Below are 17346 nucleotides of genomic sequence, written 5' to 3'. Positions count from 1 at the left end.
CGCCACAATTATATTATGCCAAAAATTAACATTTTAGGTGTTTCCGATGAGGGAGTACATACTCGTGAAGGTTAAGGAAGATGGTAAGCTTGAAGTTCCACTTGAGTATGCTTATGAGGTAGGTTTGATAAAGGATGCATATTTCCTCCTGGAGATAGATACAGATTTAAAAGAGATTCACGTCGAAAGGATAGCTCTTCCTGGGAAGAGACTTGTTGAGGTTGAGCTTATAGTGGTTGATAAACCAGGAGTCTTGGCAAAGATCAGCGGTACCCTGGGAAGGCATGGAATAAACATACTCTTTAATGAAAGTGAAGAATTGGAATCATTAGGTATGGCCGCCATAGTTGCAATAGTTGACATTAGCAACTCCGACGTTTCAGTGAAAGAGCTTGAGGGTGTTTTGGCAAAAATTGAAGAAGTTAAAGAAGTTAAGATTCGTGAAATAATGTAGTTCTTACAAGGTAAATCGTTATTATAACCCTTAAAGTGCTCCAAATTGCAAGGAGTATAAAGAGGGCCTTTATCCATCCCAGTAAGGTGAAGATCATAATCGTGAAAATTCTTTCATCTCTTTTTCCGGGAATTTTCCTTAAAGCTGGAATAACCTTGTATGCATCAGCACAATATGCTCCCCTAAATCTCTCCGTGGAGTAGCTAACCATCGCAGAGGAGAATATTGCCAAAGTAGCTACGCTCCACCATAATGGATCAGCTAACGATACGTAGGCCAATGTAAGTAGGAAAGATAAGTCGACGTACCTATCAAGTATGGAGTCGAAATAACCCCCAAATTTACTTGTTTGCATCCTGGCCCTTGCTATTTCTCCATCAACACCGTCAAGTATCGACGAGATCTGATATAAGATCCCAGCAAGAGGGATGTTAACAAAGTTCACCAACGCTGAGATGATTCCGAATGTAAAAGTTATCAGCGTCATCTGATTTGGGGTTACATGATCAACGAGATGTGAAGAAATCCATGTAGAGACCTTTCTATTTAGATACCTGCTTATGAATCCATCTCCAACTCCCTTAACGGAGTGAGCAACGATCAGCTTTTTAGCTTTCTTTAATTCCTCTGGTGTATCAACATCCATCCAAAATAGACCATCTACAAAAGTCACCTTGAGCTTTGCTTCCTTGACGACATCCCTTAATTCGACAACTTCCTTCTCTTGAACCAATCTCGTAGTTATTTCAAATATTGAGTCATCAAGAATGAAGAATCCCGTGTCAACAGCGTTCCACTCTTTAAGCTTTTTCCCTATTTCAACAACTCTCATCCCCTCTATTTTAACTTTGGTTGCTTCTTCAACGTCAACGTACTTAGGATTTCGATCGGCTATTAGCCCCTCACCGTTAATGGCCAGTTCATAAAATTTCTCCTCGTAAACGTGATCGCTCATCACGAGAACGAATCTTCCACTAACGTAATCCTTGGCAACGTGAAGAGAAAAACCATTTCCCCTTTCGGGGTTTTGATTTACTATGATTTTAGCGTTTATTTTATTCTCCTTAACAAATCTTTCGTAAAATTCCCTGTATTTTTCATTTGTGACTATAATGAATTCAGTAATACCAAGCTTTATGAGGTTTCTTATCGTCCTATAAATCAGCTCACGTCCGGCAACTTTTATTAACCCTTTGGGCTTTTCGCCCATTCTCGTTCCATATCCGGCAGCTAGAATGACAGCTTTCACTTCACCACCTCCTTGAATTTTTCGTAACTAATCTGAAGAGCTCTCAGGACAGGCAACTCCTCTCCAGCGAAGAAAGAGAGCATTGCTCCACCGCCTGTGGAGATATGAGTTATTCCAGTTATACCGTATTTCTGTATGCTAGCTATCGAATGCCCTCCTCCCAAAACGCTAAACGCTGGGCTATCGGCTATGGCCTTGAACACCTCTACTGTCCCTATCGCGAATTCTTCCCTCTCAAAGACTCCCATTGGTCCGTTAGCAACTATAATCCTTGCTTTCATTAATATTTCCCTGTACTTCTCCGCGGTTCTCTTACCGATATCCATAATTTGATATTGATGAAGTAATCCCCTATTTTCACTTAGCAGATCTATTTCGACTCTTTCCCCTTTGTAATCTACTGCGAAGTCTACGGGAGTTCTTATATAGGGATAAAATTCATCTAATATCTCCTCTGCATGCTTTACATAATCTAGCAAGCCTTTTTTCTTCATGAACTCTACGTTTTTCCTTCCCAAGTCAAATCCCTTAGCAAGCGTAAATACATTGGCCACCAAGCCTCCGGTTAGCACTAGATCAGCTCTCTCTCTTCTTAGAACGTTTTCAACTACTTTAAGCGAATCCTCAACCTTGGCGCCTCCAAGTACATAAATTTTAGGGCTGTCTTTGCTGTAATAAGCCCTCATTAAAGCCTCTATCTCCTTTTCCATCAAGAACCCCATTATCATTGGCTTTATCCTTGCGAAACCTACTAAAGAAGGTTGACTTCTGTGTGCAGTTGCAAAGGCATCGTTAACGACATAATCAATAACTTTCGATAGTTTTTTAACGAGGAAAGTCTTTTCACACTCCTCAATGGGTTTGTTCTTAACTTCTTCGGCGGAAAATCTAAGATTCTCTAAAATTGCAACTTCACCTGATTTAAGCTCTTTTATCTTTTCCCTGGCATACCTACCAAATATGTCTTCGATATATTCAACGTGTTGATCCAATAACTCTGAAAGAACCCTCGCATGCTCCTCTGTGGTAGTGTAATCTTCACTGTAGGGTTTCCCTTGATGCGTTCCAATGACAACTTTTGCTCCACTCTCGATGAGGTATCTTATAGTTGGTAAAACGGCTTTAAACCTGGCATCGCTTATTATCTTTCCATCCTTCATGGGTGAGTTTAAGTCTACCCTTAAGAATACCGTTTTATTGTGAAAGTTAAAATCCTCCAACCTGAACATTTCACCACCAAATTTCAATAAAAAACGAAGGTTAAGAATATTATGCCAATATAGGGGAAGATAAGAATAGAAAGGAATGCAATCATTCAAGCTTCTTATAGCAGAACCACCAGTCGTAGCACTCGATTTCTCCTTTAGCCTTGGCCTCTTCTCTCTGCTTCTTTTCTTCGATGGTTGATGCTGGAGGAACTATCACTTTGTCTCCAATTAGCTCGTTGTTGGGCCACTTGTGTGGTAGAGCCACTCCCTTCTCTGTGCTTATCTTAAGGGCCTTAACGAGCCTTAGGATCTCATCCCAATCTCTTCCAACTTCCGCTGGATAGTAAACGATAGCCCTTATTATTCCTTTATCATCGACAACAAACACAGCTCTAGCTGTTATCGTTGCTCCACTTGGAATCATGCCGAGCTTCTCAGCTAGTTCTCCTCTGTCGTCAGCTATTACCGGGAAGTCGATCTCGACGCTAAGGTTGTCCTTAATCCACTCTATCCACTTTATGTGGCTGAAGACCTGATCAACACTCAATCCTATAGGTTCAACCCCAAGCTTCCTAAACTCTTCTACCCTCTTCTGCATGCCATAAAACTCCGTTGTACAAACTGGTGTAAAGTCTGCTGGATGGCTAAAGAGTATGAACCACTTTCCTTGCTTTGTAAAGTAGTCTGGCAACTTAATAACTCCATGGGTAGTCTTTACCTCAACTTCTGGAAACTTTTCTCCAATCACTACCATTTCGATCTCCTCCCATATTTTGTTTCCATTATAAACTAATATGGTTCGAACTTATAAACTTTTCGATCATGATCAGGAATAGTTGAAGGTGAGGATAAGCTAGGTAAGATTCAAAAGAAGGAAAAATTCATCCCTTAAGGGCCCCACTAGTATATCCCCTAATGAGGTACTTCCCAAGGGCTATCATTATCAAAAGCGTTGGTAATGCAACGATTAACGCACCTGCCATTTGAATGTTCCAGTTGGCAACAAAGCTTCCTTTTAGATTCGCCAGCTTTACAGTTGCTGGCATTGCTTCCTCTCCCCTTGTAAGTACAACGCCAAAGAGGTAGTCATTCCATATATTGGTGAACTGGTAGATTCCAGTAACGACGAATGGAGCTTTTGAAAGGGGTAGTATCACTTTTGTATAAATTTTCCATGGATCTGCGCCATCTATCTTAGCAGCTTCAACTAGTTCATCTGGAATTTCATAGTAATAGTTCGTAAATAGCAACGTTGTTATTGGGATACCGTAAGCAGTGTGAGTTAAGATAAGCCCCAGAATACGATTATAGAGCCCGAGGCTAGATATGATTTTAACTAGGGGTATCAGAATTGACTGGTATGGGAGAAAGATACCAAAGCTTATTAAGGCTAGTAATTGCCTCGATACCCTCCCTCTTACGAGTTTTGCTATTGTAAATCCAGCTATTGAACCTAGAATTGTTGAAAAAATCGTTGCAAATGTTGTGAAGATCAGACTATTCAATATTGGTCTCTTTAGTTCCCTAAACGCTTCCCTATAAGGATCAAACGTTGGAGGAAAAACAAATTGAACGGGAGTTGTTAAAGCAACTTGCTCCCCAGTCTTAGTTGAAGTTGTAATAGCACTCCATATCGGTAGGAGATACCATGCCGCTAGAAATATTAAAACTATATAAAGCAGAAATCTAGTTGGCGAAATTCTCCTCATCTCTCCTCCCCCTTATAGCTCCAATAGAGATATGGGAGTACCACAACGAGGGCCATCAAGAGTAATATTGTTGCTATTGCTGCACCATATGCAAAGTTTGTCTTTGCAAACGTCTCTTTATACATCTCAATGGCTAATATAAAAGTCGAAGTTCCAGGACCTCCCCTGGTAAGTACCCAGATGAAGTCGAATGCTTTTAATGAGAACACCATTAGAACGACAAATGCACTGAGTGTGGGCTTGGTTAGCTGGGGAATCACTATGTATCTATAGAGTTGCCAAGTACTCGCCCCATCTATTAGAGCTCCCTCGTACTGCTCGATTGGAATTGACCTTATGCCTGCCAAATAGATGATCATCGTATAACCCGAGAACTGCCAGATTAGGGCTATTATTATGCAATACATTGCTATCTTAGGATCGGTTATCCATCCGCTTTTAAGGAAGTCTAAACCTAACTTATCAAAGAGCACATTAAGAACGCCACTAGATGGATCATACATCCATGCCCAAAGGGTAGCAGTAACTACAAAGGAGAGTGCAAAAGGAAGCACGTAGATAGTTCTAAATCCACTTTCAAATCTTACCTTCATATCTAATAGTATAGCTAGGAATAATCCCAATAAAAGGGAACCCGGTACGAAAAGTAAAATCAGTAAAAGGTTATTTCTCAGGGATGTCCAGAATATTGGATCATGAATTAATTGCTTATATTGAGCAAGACCCACGAAGTGATAAGAAGGAATTAAGCCTCTCCAATCGGTAAAGGAGATGTATATATTCCATACAACGGCGAAATACACAAAGATTCCTATTAAAATTAAAGCTGGAATTAAAAATAAAATAATATAGGGGAGGTCTGGAGACCTCCTCATCCTCTAACCTCCACTTTAACTAAGGTGCCATTCTTTTATCTTATTTGGAAGTAGATCCTTCTTCATAGCATTTATTATTTCAGTTGCAGCTTTATTAACATCTTTGCTTGTTGCAAGCTCGGAAATTATATCATTTAGATCAGCCAAAAAGGCTTCTGGAACGGCACTTCCATGAGCAATGCTTGGAATTAATTTAGTCTCTGAAGAGCTCAGCTCTTTTATGAATGATTTTTGAATAGGATCATAAGGATCAGCGGGCGCATCTTTTCTTGGAGGTATTGAACCTTTAATTGGATTAAATGTGTTCTGAGCTTCAACAGTCCCTATAAAGCTTAGCCATTTCTTAGCTGCATTTGGGTGAGCCGCTTTTGCTGGAAGGACAAATGTATCTATAACTAGATCGTAAACTCCAGCGGGTATTGGAATAGCTCCATAGTCTACATTTGGCTTCCATCCTTTTGCCTTGAAGTATCCATTTGCCCAATCTCCCATAAGAGTCATCGCTGCTTCTCCTTTATAGACTAGCGCACAGGCCTCATCCCAAGTTTTTGCAGCGTGATCAGGGTTTGAATATTCCACATATTTAACAAAGTACTCCAGAACCTTCTTTAGGGTTGGATCATTGGCACTAATCTCTCCATTTATGAACTTTTCATAGTAATCTACACCACCAACAGCAACAAGCATTACTTCAAATACCTGAGTTGCTGGCCATTTATTTCTGTCACCTAATGCAAAGGGTGTAACGCCATTTTCCTTTAGTTTCTCGGCAACAGCGAAGAGGTCATCAATTGTTTTTATGCTCGAAGGATCAATACCATACTTCTTGAAGATCTGCTTGTTATACCAGATAACATTTGCTCTATGAACATTTATCGGTACAGCATAGTAGTGGTTGTTAAATATGACCATTTGCTGAATTACTTTAGGATAGTTCTTTTTCATATCCTCTGTCCAAATATCATCAATTGGCGTTAGCTGATTTGCCTTAATGTAACGGGCCATTTCGTAACCAGCATGAACCTGGAAGGTGTCTGGAGGCTTTCCAGCAAGCATTAAGGACTGAAGAACCATCTTAAGGTTGACGCCTCCTCCCCCACTTACAGGATTAGCCTTTATCTTAATGTTCGGGTACTTCTTCTCGAATTTCTTGGCAAGGGCATCAAACGCTTCTTTTTCTCCTCCTGCTGTCCACCAGTGATAGATCTCTAGTTCTTGTACTTGTTGGGTTTTAGTAGGAGACGATGTTGGTGTTTGGGAACCTCCTATACATCCAGAAGCTACAACTGATATGACCAGAGCTCCAACTAAAAGTAAAGAAAGGAGGTACTTTCTCGACATTGTTAGTCGCCTCCCTACATTTATGTTAGACTGATTTTTAATACTTAAAGTTTTTGTTAGAATCTCTTCTAGGATTTACATTAAATTTGTCAAAGTTTTGGGAGTTATGAGGAGACATTTATCATATGATGTCACCATAGTGTCATTTAAAAATGTCTGTATCTAGAATTAGCTGGGCGATGACATGATTCATCCCTCCTGAACCGATGATGAAGCGGTCCCCCAGGAGCCCGCTTAATTTATAATTCCCCATACCCATAACATTAAGTGATGATCCCGATCATTATCAAGCCAAACATTCTAATGTTGAGGGGATTAAATTTGGACTCAAATATTTACTTTTTGAAGAGTAAGAAAAGCCTACTAATTGTAGACACGGGAACAGGGGTGTATTGGAACAAATATCTTGGAATCGCCGAAAGGGAAGGATGGCTTAGGGATATCAAAGATGTAATAATCTTTAATACCCACGAGCACTTCGATCACGTCGGAGGGAACTTAATATTTAAGGAGAAACTGAGGAATGTTAAGTTTGCAGCCCAGAGGCTAACGGCCAAAGCTTTGGAAGATGGAGATGACTACGTGATCCTATCCTTTTATTATGGAAGAAGATATGAGCCTCATGATGTCGAGCTAAAGCTGGAGGATGGGGAAAAGATAAGGATTGGAAACATTGAGCTGACACTACTCCACACCCCAGGACACACTAGGGGAAGTTCTTGTCTGTACTACAAGGAGGAGAAGATAATGTTCACGGGAGACACAGTTTTTGCGGGTACCTATGGTAGAACCGACCTTCCAACTGGTGACGAGAGTAAGATGATCGAGTCCTTGGAGTTTCTTAAGGATTTTGATGTTAGGATAGGCCTTCCAGGGCATGGAAAAATTATTAATAACTGGAAGGAAAATATAGAAGCGATACTGAGGGTTCTAAAATGAGGAAAGGAACAGTAAAAGAGGTTTTAGCCAAAATAAAGTACGATCCTAGGGAAAATGAGAATGATTATTATCTGATAATCGAGCATAGGGGGGATTATGGAAACGTCAAAAAGATCCCCGTGAATTTAATTGAGCTCGGTCATGGATACTTTTTCGTTGGAGAGACTCAAATACCGTATCACAGGATATTGAAGGTAGTGAGAAAAGATGGTAGAGTTATTTGGGAGAGCAGGAAGATTAGGAAGTAGCTTACTTTTAATATTACTCCTCTCCCTAGGATGTATATCCCAATCTAAAGAGCTACATGGTAAGGTTATCAAGGTCGTTGATGGGGATACGCTGTACGTTAAGCTTGATGATGGTGAAGTAGTAAAGGTTAGACTAGTAGGGGTAGACGCCCCTGAGCTAGAGGAGGGGCTAATGAGGCCTGGAGAATATCCTGGGATTCATAACATGACGTGCCTGATTAAGTATGGGGAACTAGCTAAGGAGTTTCTAAAAAACATAACCCTAGGTAAATCCGTAACTCTTGAATTCGATTCAATTCAAGGAAGGAAAGATAAATACGGACGTTTATTGGTGTACATGTATCTAAATGGAACCGATATTAATGCTGAGCTTATAAAAATGGGATTTGCAAGGGTTTTCTATGAAAAAAGATTTGAAAAGATTAAGGAATACTCAAAGCTTGAAGATGACGCCAGGAAAAGGAGGTTAAACTTATGGAGTTGCAATTGATGATTGGGTACGGATTACTCTTAGTTTTCTTTTTGATGAAGCTTATCATAGGAATTACCAAAACCCTAATAAGAGTTCCAGTGGAGTTCGTGGGAGGGGAAAACCTAGATAAAAGAACTTGGCCATCCTTAACTTTCAACCTAATAACTATCTTCGTTGGACTTCTGGTTTTCTATTTAATGCTTAGAAAGTCGATGGTTCTAGCATTGCTCCTTCCTTTTTCATTTAGAAGTGGAGCAAACTTTGGAAGATTTCTCGTTTATTCAATTCATGATGCTAAAATACTAAAGGAGGAGAAGGGTATTTTTGGGGTCGTATCTTTAACCTTGCTTCTCCTGGAACTTTCATTCCTCCTAGCTTTAATTGTAATATCCCAATCTTTATACGTAGCCTTAAATGGGGTCTCACTTTCACTCCTACTTTGGTTCTCTGGCCTGACATTTGGATGTGGATTTGGACTTATCGTTGCAAATACCTCAAGGGGACTTCTAATGAGGGACTCGATAGCCCTTTTGACTTTTTTAGGGGCAAAGAAAATTAAGAAGATAAATCTTTTATCACGCTTTTAACTAAATTTTCAGCTTTTTTCATTAGCCTCTCTGCCATCTCTTCCGTGTGGGCCTCAAGCGTGATCCTCATGATCGGCTCCGTTCCACTGGGTCTAAACAAAATCCACCAGTCGTCATTCTCTATCCTTATACCATCAATTGTTATTATCCTCTCATAGGAGAACTCCCTTGGAATTAAATCGGCTATCTTATTCATGACCTTGTTCTTTAGTTCGTTTGAGCAGGGGATCTTCTTTCTTAGGGTTACGTACTTTGGAACATCCTTTGCTAACTCTCCAATTGGGCCTAATCTATCGATCATCTCCAAAACCAAAGCGCTTGCGAATATCCCATCTGGGGTTAGATTCCATTGAGGCATTATCCAAGTTCCAGAAGGTTCCCCACCGAAAACCCCTCCATGCTTAACTAGCTCTTCAGCGACGGCAACGTCTCCAACTCTAGTTCTAACGACTTCTCCTCCTAGTTCTCGGATGTAATCGTCTAAAGCAAATCCAGCGTCTACCGTTGTCACGATCTTCCCCTTTCCATACTTTTTTAGCATGTAACCTGCAATTAGCGAGAGCATGACCTCATATTCTACGAATTCTCCGTTCTCATCGACGACCCCAACCCTGTCTGCATCTCCGTCGTGTGCAATCCCGATATCTGCGTTAAGGACTTTAACGGTTTTTTCAAGCATGCTTAGGCTCTCCTTATTTGGTTCAAGCTCTCTAACGAAAAATCCACTAGGATCGGAGTTAAGCGTTATCACCCTGTTTCCAAGTTCCCTGTGAAGGTATGGACTTACTATCGAACCTGCACCATTCCCAGCATCTATAACAACGGTATAGGATCCCTTAAGATTTATTTCTCTTAAAATAGCCTCAATATATTCTTTCCTGGGATTTGCTGTCTTCAATGTTCCTACCTCGTTCCAGGGTACTCTTCTAAAGTTTCCGGATTCTATAATCTTCTCGAGTTCGTGCTCCTTGTCCGGAGTATATGCCATTCCATCTCTATCCCAAACTTTGATCCCATTGTATTGTGGAGGATTGTGAGATGCTGTTATCGTAACGCCAGCCTCTGCGTTGTACAATCTTATAGCAAATCCCGTAAGTGGGGTAGGTGCGAGGCCTATATCTATAACATCGATTCCCGTGGCTAGTAGTCCACTTATAACGGCATTCTTAAGCATCACGCTACTCGTCCTAGTGTCGCACCCTATAACGACCTTTCCCTCCTGGAGGTATGTTCCCAAAGCTAGACCAACCTTTAGAGCTAACTCAGGGGTTAACTTTTCATTAACTACCTCCCTAATTCCACTGGTTCCAAAGTATCTCCCCATTCTCACCCCTCCCTGAGAGACTTTACCAGCTTTGCGAGCTTTGTAGCTCTTTCAATGGAGACCTCATTAATCGTTCTTCCTCCCTCCTTTACCCAAGTACCAACTATGAACCCATCTGAGTATCTCCAAAATAGCTTTATATTCCTCGGATTAACACCAGAACCTACTAAAACTGGAACAGGAGAAATCCTCTTAGCAGTTATTAATTCTTGAATATCAACTTCACTTCCCGTCCTCGAACCCGTCACTATTACTGCATCGGCCCCTCCTCTTTCGATGGTATCTAGAAGAGCATTTTCAAAGTTAGAGAAGTGAGTGGCATGCTTAACGTGCACATCTGCAAGTACGTCTATCCTACTTGGTAACCTCGTTCTTAACTCGGCAAGTTCCCTAGCGCAACCCTCGACAATACCTTGATCCGTGAAGGCCACTCCCGTTAAAACATTAACCCTTATGAAATCTGCTTTGATTGAATAAGCTATTGAATAAGCGGCAATGCAGTCATTTCTTAAGACATTTATTCCTAAGGGTAAGGCGATCTCCCTTTTAACCTCATTAGCAACGACAGAGAATGCACTTACAGTTTCCTTACCCACAGTTTTTGAATACGGAAAGTCCCCATAGTTTTCCAAAATTATCGCATCGAACCCTGCTTCTTGATATTTTGCGGCATCGCTTATCGCCCTATCGATTACCTCGTCTAGCTCTCCTTTGTATCCTGGAGAGCCAGGGAGGGGAGGTAAATGAACAACTCCTATTAGGGGCTTATTATTAAATTGCATGTTGAAAGATTAAAAGTTGCAAATTAAATTAGTTTTGGTGATTGAATGATAGATGCGCATGCACATCTTGAGTTCTATAAGCGAGATTACGAGAGTATAATAGGTGAAGCTAAAGAAAAGCTTGATGGAATAATAGATTCAATAACTGAGTATAGAAAGGCTCATGTCTGGAAAAGCTGGGAATTGTTGAAAGGTTATTTTGGCTTTCTTTATCCAACACTAGGTTACCATCCAAATGAAGCTAAAAGGGGAAATTGGGAAAAAGTTAAGAGAGTTGAGGAGTTTATCTTGGAGCACAAGGATGAGATCTACGGGATCGGGGAGATAGGACTAGACTATTATCACGCAAAGACAAGTAAGGAGAGGGAGAATCAGAGAATTATATTTGAACACTTTTTGAACATAGCCCAGGAACTTAGACTTCCCGTGGTTATTCATGCAAGGATGGCGGAAAGGGAAGCCTTTAATATTATCCAAAAGTTTGACGTTAATGCGTATTTCCACTCCTATACAGGCCCAGTTGAGCTTGCAAAGGAGATATCGGAAAATGGTCACTTTATTGGAATAGTTACAGGTATAGTCTTCATTCCGGAAGTTAGAAAAGTTGCTGAGAAAATGGATATCGAGGGATTACTGGCCGAGACCGATTCTCCATATATGAGCCCATATAAGGGAATTAAGAATAAGCCATGGTTTGTTAAGATTGTCCTTGAGGAGCTTTCCAAGATTAAGGAAATCCCAATTGAAGAAGTTGAGGAGATAATTGACGGTAACATTAAGAAATTTTTCTCTATTTAAGTTAATTTGTCAGCTTCGTAGGTTCCTACTTTGAACGATTTCAGATAAATTCTCGAACAAAAGAGATTTAAAGGCATCATTAAAAAATTAGGTTGCCCTAATAATAATGGGAGGTCATCCAATATGCATGTCCCGCTAACCTCATTGAAAGAGGGCGAAGAGGGGGTTGTAATCAACATTCTTGGAGGTCCAAACGCTAGATCTAAGCTAATAGCCATGGGAATAGCTCCTGGGGTTGTTGTTCGTGTAATAAAAGGTACAGGCCCTGGGCCAATGATAATTGGAGTCGGATCATCTAGAATAGCCATTGGTTGGGGAATAGCAAGCAAAATAATCGTTAGGAGGATCTAAAATGCTAAAGGTTGTAGCCTTAGTGGGGAATCCCAATGTCGGTAAGACAACGATATTTAATGCCCTTACGGGAATGAGACAGCATGTAGGCAACTGGCCGGGAGTTACCGTAGAGAAAAAAGAGGGAATCATGAAATATAAAGGAGAAGAGTACTTGATAGTGGATCTACCCGGAATATATTCCATGACGGCTCATAGCATTGATGAGCTAATAGCTAGAAACTTTATCCTTGAGGGAAATGCAAGCGTAATCGTGGATATAATAGATTCTTCGTGCCTCATGAGAAATTTGTTTTTAACCTTAGAACTCTTTGAGATGGGTGTTAAGAACGTAATAATTGTTCTCAATAAAATTGATATGATAAAGAAGAAGGGAGTCAAAATAGATATTAAAGAAATGGAAAGAATATTCGGAGTTCCAGTAGTCCCTACCAATGCCAAAACGGGTGAAGGTCTAGATGAACTTAAGAGAAAGATAAGCCTAATGGTTGAGGGAAAGATAACAACAAATCCACTAATTCCAAAGTATGATGAAGATATAGAGAGGGAAATAAGGCATGTTTCCGAAGTTATAAAGGATACTCCCTTGGCCGAGAAGTACTCGATTAGATGGTTGGCTATAAAATTGCTTCAGAGAGATGAGGAAGTTATAAAGCTGATAATTAAGCACGTTGGTCAAGCTAAAATCGATGAAGTTCTTAAACATGTTAGTGAACTTGAGGAGAAGTATAAGAGATCCCTGGATATAGTCATAGCAAGCCAAAAATATGAATTCCTCCATGAGATCTTAAGAAAGTTCGTTCAGCATCCAAAGGAAGTTCGGGAAACGCTTAGCGATCAGCTTGATAAGCTTTTGACTCATCCTGTTTATGGAACGATTTCAATGCTTATCGTTTTCTACATCCTCTTTCAGTTCGTATTCGCTGTCGGAGGGCCTTTACAAGAGCTTTTAGATGACGCTTTTTCATCCTTTGGTGAATGGCTCGGAGAAAGGATAGCAAATGAAACCATTAGAGGTTTGGTCGTCGATGGAATAATAGGTGGAGTTGGCACAGTTCTAAGCTTCTTCCCCCTCGTGTTCCTCCTCTTCGTAGGGATGTCAATATTAGAAGATAGTGGATATCTTGCCAGAGTAGCCGCCGTAATGGAGAGATACTTAAGGGTGTTTAAGCTCCCAGGAAAGGCGATAATCCCAATGGTCTTAGCATTTGGTTGCAACGTCCCGGCGGTAATGGCTACAAGGATACTTGAGGAGGAGAAGGATAGAATTTTAACTATGCTAATTAATCCATTAATTCCCTGTGTAGCCAGGATGACGGTGATAACTTTCCTTGCTGGAACATTCTTCCCAAATAAGGCCGCTTTAGTCGCTGTTAGTATATATGTAATAGCTATTGCAATAGCCCTAATCTCTGCTTTCATACTCGGAAAATTCGTTGTTAAAAGTGAGGAGAGTCCATTTATAATAGAGCTCCCTGAGTATTCAATACCCTCGTGGAGAACTATTGCAATTCATTCCTGGGAAAGGAGCAAGGAATTCTTAAGGAAAGCTGCAACCGTGATTCTACTAGGATCTATATTGATTTGGTACCTGTCTAGCTATCCGGAACCTGTTGGAAGTGGAGTTAGCTACGCTGAGAAGCTTGGAAGGATCTTAGAACCATTAGCAAAGCTCATGGGTCTTGACTGGAAAGCAGCGGTTAGCTTAATATTCGGAATAATAGCCAAGGAAAACGTGATAGCTACTTACAGCGTTATATATGGAGTTAGCGAGGAATCTCTCGGGAGTGCAATGATCCATGCAATGACTCCTTTGCAAGCTTACATCTTAGCTTTGGTGACTACCCTTTACTTCCCATGCCTGGCGACAATAGGTGCGATAAGAGCGGAAGGAGGAATGAAATGGGCAACCATTGCGATTATTTACAACTTGCTCCTAGCTACCACAGTTGGTATAATTGCATATCACCTAGGACTCCTGGTGTGAAGGATGGGTATCATTGAAAAAGCCCTCGAAATAATTGAGAAAGGTCCGATCTCAATAGAGGAGTTAGCGGAAAAACTAAACGTAAGTAAGGAAGAAGCTGAGGGGATAATTGAGATTTTAAAGAGCTTGGGTTACGTAGAGGAACACACATCAACGACAACCTCGTGCGAAACCTGTCCCCTTCGAAACATATGCGGAGGGAAGTGCGTTAGATCTGGGGTTAAGGTTTTCGTTCCGACATTTCGAGTTCGATAGCTCCAACTTTCATTCTCTTCACCCTAAGCTCTAGGCAATTGTCAAGGTTTTTCTTTTCCATTTCTATTTTTACATTTTCCTCTTCATTAAGCGATGAAAAGGGGCCAACTCTCCTAACTTTAGATTTAAATGTTATTATGACCTCATTTCCCTGTATCTCTTCATTTATTTCCTTAATTTCGTCGAACATCGCAACCATCTTTGTAATAAACTTAGCAGAGTCTTTTAGCGGAGCGGCTATGTAGAACGTGACACTATCTGGAATGTATGGTGATTCCTTATAAAAAGCAACCATTGTGTAAACATTTTCTCCATCCTTTATTATCCTGGCTTCACCAACGTTCTTCTTACCCTTGACTATTGATATTTCAGCACTTCCTATATAATTCGACAACTTAAATAAGGTTTTAACTAAATTTTCCTGAGATGTAGTTACCCTAACAAGATCCCACTCCCTTCTATATTTTGCGGGTAACCTCACACGTTGTGGCATTTCAAAAACAAGCTTATAGCTCATCAATTTACTCACCCGTAGTCCGGGTGTTCTATTTTTGTGTATGTACTACAAAAAGTTAATAAAGTTTTTGCCAACTTAAGTATATGAAAAAAGCTCAGTGTTTGAATCTAGATCTTAAATAAGAGTTTAAATCTATCCTCTGAAGCAACCATTCTCTAACAAACCCAGTGATGACAAGAGGAACCCTCCGCAACTCCCTGATATTCCTAGCTCCTACCAGGAACATTACATTCTTTATCTCCTCTGCATACCCCCTTATTATCCTCACAACTCCCTCAACATCCCCCCTAGCTGCAGGCCTTAATACGGGAAGGGCTATTCCTACCAAAGAAGCTCCCATTGCTAATGCTTTAGCCATCATAACCCCATCCCTCATTCCTCCACTTGCTATAATAGGTAAGTTAGTGGCCCATCTAACTTCAGCTAAGCTTATTGCCGTTTTAATTCCCCAATCCCAGAATTTCAATGCAATTTTTCTCTTCTCGCTATCCTTTGCCCTATAGTATTCTACAGCACTCCAACTGGTTCCTCCAAGTCCGCTTATATCTATTGCATCTATCCCCACAGATTCTAACTCTATCGCCACCTCCTTGGAAACTCCGGCACCGGTTTCTTTTGCTATCACAGGGTAATTTATACTCGATTTTATCTCAGCTAAAGCCTCTAGAACTCCTGCATAAGTTGTGTCTCCTTCAGGTTGAACACTTTCCTGGAGAGGATTCATGTGGATCGCTATTGCATCAGCTTCTATCTTTTCTATAGCGTAAAGAACCTCTTTGACGGAATATCTTTTCTTAGCATTCTTACCAAATTGTGGTGCTCCTAAATTACCAATTAAGAAAATGTCGGGAGCTACGTCCCTAACGTAGTAACTTTCCCAAGTTTCCGGTTTTTCTATCATGGCTCTTTGACTTCCAACCCCGAATGGGATATTAAGCTCTTCGGCCGCCATTGCAAGTGTTCTATTTATCTTTCCAGCTATCTCTTCCCTCCTTGTTCCCCCAGTCATGCCTGTTATCATAATTGGATAATCAAATTTTCTACCGAGAAATTCCACGGTTAGGTCTATCTCGTCCTTATCTATTTCAGGTAAACTTTTATGAACAAAATAAACATCTTCAAATCCATTAGACACGTGAGCTTCTACGTTTCTCTTGAGGCAATGCTCTATGTGCTCAAACTTCCTTAAAATTGTCAATTCTTCTTTCATAATTTCACCTCGCCGATTTTGGAGAAAGGATGTATCTATATAAGTTCACCGTCGGGAATATCGTAGGAAGCTCCTTAAAAGAATTACGTTTTCATACTTGGAACTACCTGCTAATAAGAAATGAAGGTAACTTTTGAAGAATGAAGGCTTTTTAGAGAATTATGTGGTGGACCGGGCGGGATTTGAACCCGCGGCCTCCGCCTTGCGAGGGGCATCCTCATTATCAGATTTGTACAGATCATACCGGCAGGATTTTCATAGCTGGCTCCTTGAAAGAGTTACGGAAAGAACAGCGAAAGACTATATTAGTTGCATGGACAAGTTATGTGGTCGCTTTAAGTTAGCATCCCTCAAGGAAATAAAAAGAGCAATTGAATCAGTCAACAGAAAAGACAAGTACGTTAAGGCCCTAAGAAGTTTCATTACATTTCTCACATATGAGGAAATCATAGATGAGAGCACTGCTGAAATCCTCAAGAAACCACTCAAATCAAAGAAGTTCCAACCAAGACAGGTATTCATAACAGATGAAGAACTGAGAAATGCATATTTTGAATTAATTAAGAAGTGGGACTTTAGGGCAGAGCTCCTTCTCAAAGTCCTAATATTCTCTGGAGTTAGGCTCACACAAGCAGTAGCCTTCCTTACGTCACTTGACCATTCAAACTTCTATGTTGTGAATGAGAAAGTTGTAAGATATCCGGCAATGGCATTTTCAAAGGGCCATAAGAGGGCTTTTTGGATTTATTTACCAAAAGATTTTGCTGAGTCTTTACAGAGAATTGACATTAGTTACCATGAGGCCAGGAGAAGAACCAACTTTGGGAGGGTATCTGCAAACACTATAAGGAAATGGCATTATACTTTCCTTCTCAAAAACAAAGTGCCAGGAGAGGTCGCTGATTTCATTCAGGGTAGGGCTCAGAAAAATGTTGGAGAGAGGCACTATGCAAATCTGACACTTTTGGCGGATGAGTGGTACTCCAGGATAGTGGATAAGTTGAAGGAGGTTTTGGAGGGTTTGTGATGGAGTTTGTTCT

The 17346-nt window shown here is 40.6% G+C and carries 20 protein-coding genes; 10 read left to right on the top strand and 10 right to left on the bottom strand.

Annotation, left to right across the window (positions count from 1 at the left end; translation table 11 throughout):
- The first annotated feature begins 46 nt into the window (after positions 1 to 46).
- Positions 47 to 454, top strand: a complete 408-nt coding sequence (locus tag PH_RS05730) for an ACT domain-containing protein (RefSeq protein WP_048053336.1) — start codon at positions 47 to 49, stop codon at positions 452 to 454.
- Here the strand turns inward: PH_RS05730 and PH_RS05725 are convergent.
- The 6 genes from PH_RS05725 to PH_RS05700 all read right to left on the bottom strand — a co-directional run bounded on the left by PH_RS05725 (position 432) and on the right by PH_RS05700 (position 6836).
- Complete coding sequence (locus PH_RS05725; protein WP_010885306.1) at positions 432 to 1703, bottom strand: bifunctional L-myo-inositol-1-phosphate cytidylyltransferase/CDP-L-myo-inositol myo-inositolphosphotransferase; 1272 nt, start codon at positions 1701 to 1703, stop codon at positions 432 to 434. The genes PH_RS05730 and PH_RS05725 overlap by 23 nt on opposite strands.
- Positions 1700 to 2932 carry a phosphoglycerate kinase gene (locus PH_RS05720; protein ID WP_010885305.1) on the bottom strand — a complete coding sequence of 411 codons (1233 nt, stop codon included), beginning with the start codon at positions 2930 to 2932 and terminating at the stop codon, positions 1700 to 1702. Before PH_RS05720 ends, PH_RS05725 begins: the two co-directional genes overlap by 4 nt.
- 82 nt (positions 2933 to 3014) lie before the next feature.
- On the bottom strand, positions 3015 to 3665 hold the full coding sequence (locus PH_RS05715) for a peroxiredoxin (protein WP_010885304.1): 651 nt from the start codon (positions 3663 to 3665) through the stop codon (positions 3015 to 3017).
- A gap of 127 nt (positions 3666 to 3792) precedes the next feature.
- Entirely contained in the window at positions 3793 to 4620 is an 828-nt protein-coding gene (locus PH_RS05710) for a carbohydrate ABC transporter permease (RefSeq protein WP_010885303.1), read from the bottom strand.
- On the bottom strand, positions 4617 to 5495 hold the full coding sequence (locus PH_RS05705) for a carbohydrate ABC transporter permease (RefSeq protein ID WP_010885302.1): 879 nt from the start codon (positions 5493 to 5495) through the stop codon (positions 4617 to 4619). The genes PH_RS05710 and PH_RS05705 overlap by 4 nt, the downstream gene beginning before the upstream one ends.
- Positions 5496 to 5510: 15 nt before the next feature.
- On the bottom strand, positions 5511 to 6836 hold the full coding sequence (locus PH_RS05700; RefSeq protein ID WP_010885301.1) for an ABC transporter substrate-binding protein: 1326 nt from the start codon (positions 6834 to 6836) through the stop codon (positions 5511 to 5513).
- Positions 6837 to 7106: 270 nt separating this feature from the next.
- Here PH_RS05700 and PH_RS05695 point away from each other — a divergent pair, with 270 nt between their 5' ends.
- The 4 genes from PH_RS05695 to PH_RS05680 are packed head-to-tail and all read left to right on the top strand — an operon-like array spanning position 7107 to position 9082.
- Complete coding sequence (locus PH_RS05695) at positions 7107 to 7775, top strand: MBL fold metallo-hydrolase (RefSeq protein WP_048053335.1); 669 nt, start codon at positions 7107 to 7109, stop codon at positions 7773 to 7775.
- Positions 7772 to 8023, top strand: a complete 252-nt coding sequence (locus PH_RS05690) for a DUF504 domain-containing protein (RefSeq protein WP_010885299.1) — start codon at positions 7772 to 7774, stop codon at positions 8021 to 8023. Before PH_RS05695 ends, PH_RS05690 begins: the two co-directional genes overlap by 4 nt.
- On the top strand, positions 7983 to 8513 hold the full coding sequence (locus tag PH_RS05685) for a thermonuclease family protein (RefSeq protein ID WP_010885298.1): 531 nt from the start codon (positions 7983 to 7985) through the stop codon (positions 8511 to 8513). The genes PH_RS05690 and PH_RS05685 overlap by 41 nt, the downstream gene beginning before the upstream one ends.
- Positions 8498 to 9082, top strand: a complete 585-nt coding sequence (locus PH_RS05680) for a hypothetical protein (RefSeq protein WP_010885297.1) — start codon at positions 8498 to 8500, stop codon at positions 9080 to 9082. Before PH_RS05685 ends, PH_RS05680 begins: the two co-directional genes overlap by 16 nt.
- On the opposite strand, the gene glmM is transcribed toward PH_RS05680, so the two are convergent.
- A complete protein-coding gene (gene glmM / locus PH_RS05675) occupies positions 9051 to 10406 on the bottom strand; it encodes a phosphoglucosamine mutase (RefSeq protein ID WP_048053334.1) in 1356 nt (451 codons plus the stop codon). The genes PH_RS05680 and glmM overlap by 32 nt on opposite strands.
- Before the next feature lie 2 nt (positions 10407 to 10408).
- Positions 10409 to 11188, bottom strand: coding sequence for a BtpA/SgcQ family protein (locus tag PH_RS05670; protein ID WP_010885295.1), 780 nt, complete (start codon positions 11186 to 11188; stop codon positions 10409 to 10411).
- A 45-nt stretch (positions 11189 to 11233) separates the two neighbouring features.
- Between PH_RS05670 and PH_RS05665 the strand changes: the two genes are divergently transcribed.
- The 4 genes from PH_RS05665 to PH_RS05650 all read left to right on the top strand — a co-directional run bounded on the left by PH_RS05665 (position 11234) and on the right by PH_RS05650 (position 14579).
- Positions 11234 to 11986: a YchF/TatD family DNA exonuclease gene (locus PH_RS05665; RefSeq protein ID WP_010885294.1), complete on the top strand. Its 753-nt coding sequence runs from the start codon at positions 11234 to 11236 to the stop codon at positions 11984 to 11986.
- Positions 11987 to 12109: 123 nt separating this feature from the next.
- Entirely contained in the window at positions 12110 to 12337 is a 228-nt protein-coding gene (locus PH_RS05660; protein WP_010885292.1) for a FeoA family protein, read from the top strand.
- A 1-nt stretch (position 12338) separates the two neighbouring features.
- A complete protein-coding gene (gene feoB / locus PH_RS05655) occupies positions 12339 to 14324 on the top strand; it encodes a ferrous iron transport protein B (RefSeq protein WP_010885291.1) in 1986 nt (661 codons plus the stop codon).
- Between the two features lie 3 nt (positions 14325 to 14327).
- Complete coding sequence (locus tag PH_RS05650) at positions 14328 to 14579, top strand: FeoC-like transcriptional regulator (protein WP_010885290.1); 252 nt, start codon at positions 14328 to 14330, stop codon at positions 14577 to 14579.
- Here PH_RS05650 and PH_RS05645 read toward each other — a convergent pair.
- Both PH_RS05645 and fni read right to left on the bottom strand, forming a co-directional pair.
- Positions 14545 to 15096, bottom strand: a complete 552-nt coding sequence (locus PH_RS05645; protein WP_143522661.1) for a hypothetical protein — start codon at positions 15094 to 15096, stop codon at positions 14545 to 14547. The genes PH_RS05650 and PH_RS05645 overlap by 35 nt on opposite strands.
- 94 nt (positions 15097 to 15190) lie before the next feature.
- Positions 15191 to 16306, bottom strand: a complete 1116-nt coding sequence (gene fni / locus PH_RS05640) for a type 2 isopentenyl-diphosphate Delta-isomerase (protein ID WP_010885288.1) — start codon at positions 16304 to 16306, stop codon at positions 15191 to 15193.
- Positions 16307 to 16439: 133 nt separating this feature from the next.
- Between fni and PH_RS05635 the strand changes: the two genes are divergently transcribed.
- Positions 16440 to 17333, top strand: coding sequence for an integrase (locus tag PH_RS05635; protein WP_143522660.1), 894 nt, complete (start codon positions 16440 to 16442; stop codon positions 17331 to 17333).
- Positions 17334 to 17346 lie beyond the last annotated feature (13 nt).

Origin of the sequence: Pyrococcus horikoshii OT3 (genome assembly GCF_000011105.1) — an archaeon.
Taxonomy (GTDB): Archaea; Methanobacteriota_B; Thermococci; order Thermococcales; family Thermococcaceae; genus Pyrococcus; species Pyrococcus horikoshii.
Note: the sequence above shows the minus strand (reverse complement) of the source record. Positions and strands in the feature narration are given on the sequence as shown.